The sequence below is a fragment of the uncultured Dialister sp. genome (genome assembly GCF_937959425.1).
GTDB lineage: Bacteria > Bacillota > Negativicutes > Veillonellales > Dialisteraceae > Dialister.
Map to the genome: position 1 here is coordinate 1 of NZ_CALGPS010000220.1, position 4,121 is coordinate 4,121.

Consider the following 4,121-nt stretch of genomic DNA (forward strand, 5'->3'; position numbering starts at 1 on the left):
GAGGGAAAAGGAACCGCGTCACTACATCCCTTGCCCACCCCTGTTTCAGGGGTGGCTGGCGAGCGCAGCGAGCCGGAAGGGGTCAGCTGCCTGCGGCAGCTGAAATCAAAAGGGGGCTGTGAAAAAATGATTTACATTTTTTCACAACCCCCTTTTGATTTCATTCAGATGAGGATCATGCTGCCTGCTGCCAGGAGGAGGCAGTAGGTGACGCGGTTGAACATTTTCTGGTTGATCATATCGTGGATTTTATTTCCCAGGTAAATGGCAATAACCAGAGGAATGACGCCCAGCGCCAGGAGTTCGAAGAATTCCGTGTTGTAAAGGCCTTTCTGGTAGTCATTGAACATGAGCACCAGGTTCAGGATGGTCCATACGGAAGCCACGTTGGCACGGAAGGAATCCTTGTCCCGGAAGGTGGCTACCAGGTATACCACCAGCAGGGCGCCGCCGGAGGCAAACATGCCGTGGATAATGCCGGCGCCAAGAAGGACGGGGATGGCGATCCAGTTCGGCAGGGCAGAAGCAGACTGTTTGAAAATCAGGTTCTTCAGAGCCACACCTACGATGATGGCACCGTAGAGGGGTACCAGGATGTGGGGGTTCACCACATTATAGAGGTGGATGCCGATGGCCATGCCTACCAGCATGAAGACCACAATGCGGAGCAATTCCTTCGGATTGATATATTTCCGGTTCTGGAACATAAGCAGGGCGCACACCAGCCAGCAGATCACATTAATGACCGCCTTGGCCATATCCGGCCCGTAGAGGAGGATGGTGGGCGGAATGGAAAGCATGACCCCCGCAAAACCGGTCAGGGCCTGCACAATATTGGAAATAAAAACGGCTGCCATAAAGAGGGCAAATTTTACAAATTCAGGAAGCATCATCAAGTCCATACAAATCACCACATTTCTAAAAATTTCTGTTTTCTTCGGGATCTCTCTCCTTAAGGGAACCCCGGTGTTATCTTTGTTGAAGCTATTATAACCCCGGTTTTTGCACAAAAAGCCTCTTTCCTCAATCCGTATAAGCCTATCTAATTATATCATCGAAATTATGCTCTTCCATCGCATAATTAGATATATGGCTTTCCAATTCTTCTTTACATAAAATCATAATGGAGCTTGTATATGCTTTATCCGCATAGCAGATTTTATGGGCCTTCCGGAAGTCAACCCTTATCTCCGGTACATAAAAAAGTTGACTCTTACTCTATTTTCCTGTCTTTCTCCAAGCCTGCTATAGAATTTCTCTATATGGGCATAAAAGGCCTTCGGTACCTCTTGACAGGATTCCAGAAATCCCGATTTCCTGCCTGCCCGTTTCCTATTCTCCCTGTTTCCTGTATAATAAACATATCATTATACTTATTCTGTTCATCCAGCCTATCCGCTGAGAAAGGTAACCTATGTCTGACAATACCATTCCATTTCCCCAGGGAAATCATACGAAAAACAGGAAAGCCGATTTATTTGAAAAATACATGAAGAAGGAAGGCCTGAACTTCTTCCGCCGCCAGGACAGCCATGATTCCTACGACACCGTGGTCTTCATGACCGCCATCCCCGCCGGAGAGCACCACAAGCTGGTGGCTGCGGTGATTACCGACAACAGCATGTACACCCTCCTTCGCGTCCATCTGGGCACCGCCCCCAAAGGCCCCGCCAGAAAGACCTTCCTTACCTTCCTGAACGACCTGAACGCCCACCATGCCATCCTGAAATACACCATCAGCTCCGATGAAAATGTATTCCTGGACGTGACCTTCACCAGCCGGGTGGAAAACTTCGACGCCGAAGTGATCCGCACCACCCTGGACATCGTGGTATACCAGCTCTCCCAGTCCTACGACGACATCGCCCGCCGTCTGGACAAGCCGGGAGACCAGACCAACGGATTTACGCTGTAAAGGGCCGCGGAGCGGCCCGCGCCTTTTGGGCGCAAAAGGTTCTGAAGTTTGACAGGCCCTGATGGGCCTGAGGGTTCTTAAGTTTGATGGGCCCTTGGGGCCCAAGGGCTGCGGATTGCCGCCGCAGGCGGCATACATAACTCCCTCTGAACCAGCCCGCTCTGTGGGCGGAACCTGAGCCGCCCAGGGCGCAGCCCGATGGCGGCTTGAACCCGGGCGCCAAAGGCGCCCCCCTCCTGCTTAGGCCATCACCACCACAAATGTCACTCAATACCAAAGGAGCATTTTCATGATTCGTCCTATCGTCAAAGATATCCTCTTCCTTCAGCGGAAGGCGGAAAAGGCCAGCCGGAAGGATGCTGCAGCAGGCAGGGACCTTCTGGATACCCTGGCCGCCCACAGTGATACCTGCGTAGGCCTGGCGGCCAACATGATTGGCAGCACGAAGGCCATCATTGCCATCAAAGACGGCAGCCGCAGTATCCTTATGTATAACCCGGTGCTGGTGAAAACCTCTCCGTCCGCTTACGACGCAGAGGAGGGCTGTCTCTCCCTCTCCGGCCGCCGCCCCTGCCGCCGCTATGACTGGATCGAAGTCCGCTATGAGGATGAGGATTTCCATAAAAAGAAAAAACGGTTCGACGGATGGACAGCAGAAATCATCCAGCATGAAATGGACCACCTGCAGGGAATATTGATATAAAGAAACGCAGCCCAGCGCTGCGTTTTTTTATTTCCATCATATTTCACTAAATTTCCAAGGCAGGTCATGCTTATAAATAGTATAATAAAAGGGACCATCCGGAGAATCATTTGCCGGAACTCTAGGAGGAACCATGAAAATTTCCATCATCGGCGCCGGAAGCACCGCACTGGCCGGAGCCGCTTATTTTAATCTGAAAAATGTGCCCTGCCAGGTGTATGTGCGAAACCGTATCAAGGCGGCCTGCTGGAACCAGTCGCCCCTCACGGTACGGGGAAAAATCGATACGTCTCTCTACGTGCCCTTCACCAATGACCTGAAGAAGGCGGTGGACGGCGCAGACATCCTCATGGTGTGCACCCACGCCACAGACCACGAAGCGGTGGTGGAGGAAATCGCCCCCTTCCTTCGTGACGGGCAGTGCCTGCTTTTCATGAACGGCTGCTGGGGCGCCATCAAGGCCTGCCGCCTGCTGTCCCGCATGCAGAACGTGCCTTCCATCACCATTGCGGAAACCGCCAACATGCCCTTCATTGCCCGTCTGTCGGCGGATTATAAAACACTGGATTTCAAAGCCATCAAAGAAGAAATCGGCTATTCCTGCCTGGGAGAAGAAGGAGAACTCAGCACCCTGCTCCATCTCATGGCGCCCAAGGTGAGCCGGGTGGCCTCTCCCGCCTCCACCTCCCTTTCCGCCACCAATCCCATCATCCACGTCACCGCCTGCCTCTTCAATGTCACCCGCATTGAAAACGGGGAATCCTTCCATTTCTTCGGCGCGCCCCTCACCAAGAGAGTGGCTGCCTATATGGAAGCCTGCGACGCAGAACGGATTGCCATAGGAAAAGCCCTGGGCCTTTCCCTCTCTTCCCTTCTGGACGTACTGAATGCCTCCTGGGGTGAAAAGAAGGAAAACCTGTACGAAGCCCTCACAGAAAACGAATCCTACAAAACCGTCATGGGTCCCGCTGACCTCAAAGGCCGCTATCTGGCAGAAGACCTTCCCTGCGGCATGGGCAGCCTTCGGGATCTCTCCGATATGATGCACGTAGACGCGCCTCATATCAGAAGCCTGGTGGATACCCTGTCCCTGTACCTGGGAAAGACCTACCAGCCCTTCCTGACGCCCCAGGATCTCCGGGTCATTAAGAGTTTGAAATAAAGGGGACGCTGCGCGTCCCGGGTTCAGCGGGTTCAGGGGGGAAGGTTCTTAAGTTTGACCGGCCTGTCGGCCGGAGGGTTCTTAGGTTTGACAGCCCCTGCGGGGCTGAGGGTGGTGGATTGCCGCTGCGCGGCAATAAGTATATAACCGCCTTTCGGCGGTGTCCATACCAATGTAGAGTATCAACGTGCCCTGCACCCTAGGGAATACCGTATGTCTGACGTCTGATGTCTTCCGTCTGACAGTCTGACGTCTCCCCACGTTCGGAAATACTGCCTAGCGGACAGCTGACAGCGGATAGCGGCCAAAGGCCTCCACCCCCATTCCCCATTCCCCATTCC

Annotated in this window: 4 protein-coding genes; 3 read left to right on the forward strand and 1 reads right to left on the reverse strand. The window is 53.3% G+C overall.

Annotated elements, in window-relative coordinates:
* Nucleotides 1-164 precede the first annotated feature (164 nt).
* Nucleotides 165-902, reverse strand: a complete 738-nt coding sequence (locus Q0482_RS09295; protein WP_291054500.1) for a sulfite exporter TauE/SafE family protein — start codon at nt 900-902, stop codon at nt 165-167.
* Between the two features lie 512 nt (nt 903-1,414).
* Here Q0482_RS09295 and Q0482_RS09300 point away from each other — a divergent pair.
* The 3 genes from Q0482_RS09300 (at nt 1,415) to Q0482_RS09310 (ending at nt 3,780) form a co-directional block, all read left to right on the forward strand.
* A complete protein-coding gene (locus Q0482_RS09300; protein WP_299145714.1) occupies nt 1,415-1,915 on the forward strand; it encodes a YbjN domain-containing protein in 501 nt (166 codons plus the stop codon).
* Between the two features lie 289 nt (nt 1,916-2,204).
* Nucleotides 2,205-2,618 carry a peptide deformylase gene (locus tag Q0482_RS09305; protein ID WP_299145716.1) on the forward strand — a complete coding sequence of 138 codons (414 nt, stop codon included), beginning with the start codon at nt 2,205-2,207 and terminating at the stop codon, nt 2,616-2,618.
* 133 nt (nt 2,619-2,751) lie between these two features.
* Nucleotides 2,752-3,780: an NAD/NADP octopine/nopaline dehydrogenase family protein gene (locus tag Q0482_RS09310; RefSeq protein WP_299145718.1), complete on the forward strand. Its 1,029-nt coding sequence runs from the start codon at nt 2,752-2,754 to the stop codon at nt 3,778-3,780.
* Nucleotides 3,781-4,121: the final 341 nt, after the last annotated feature.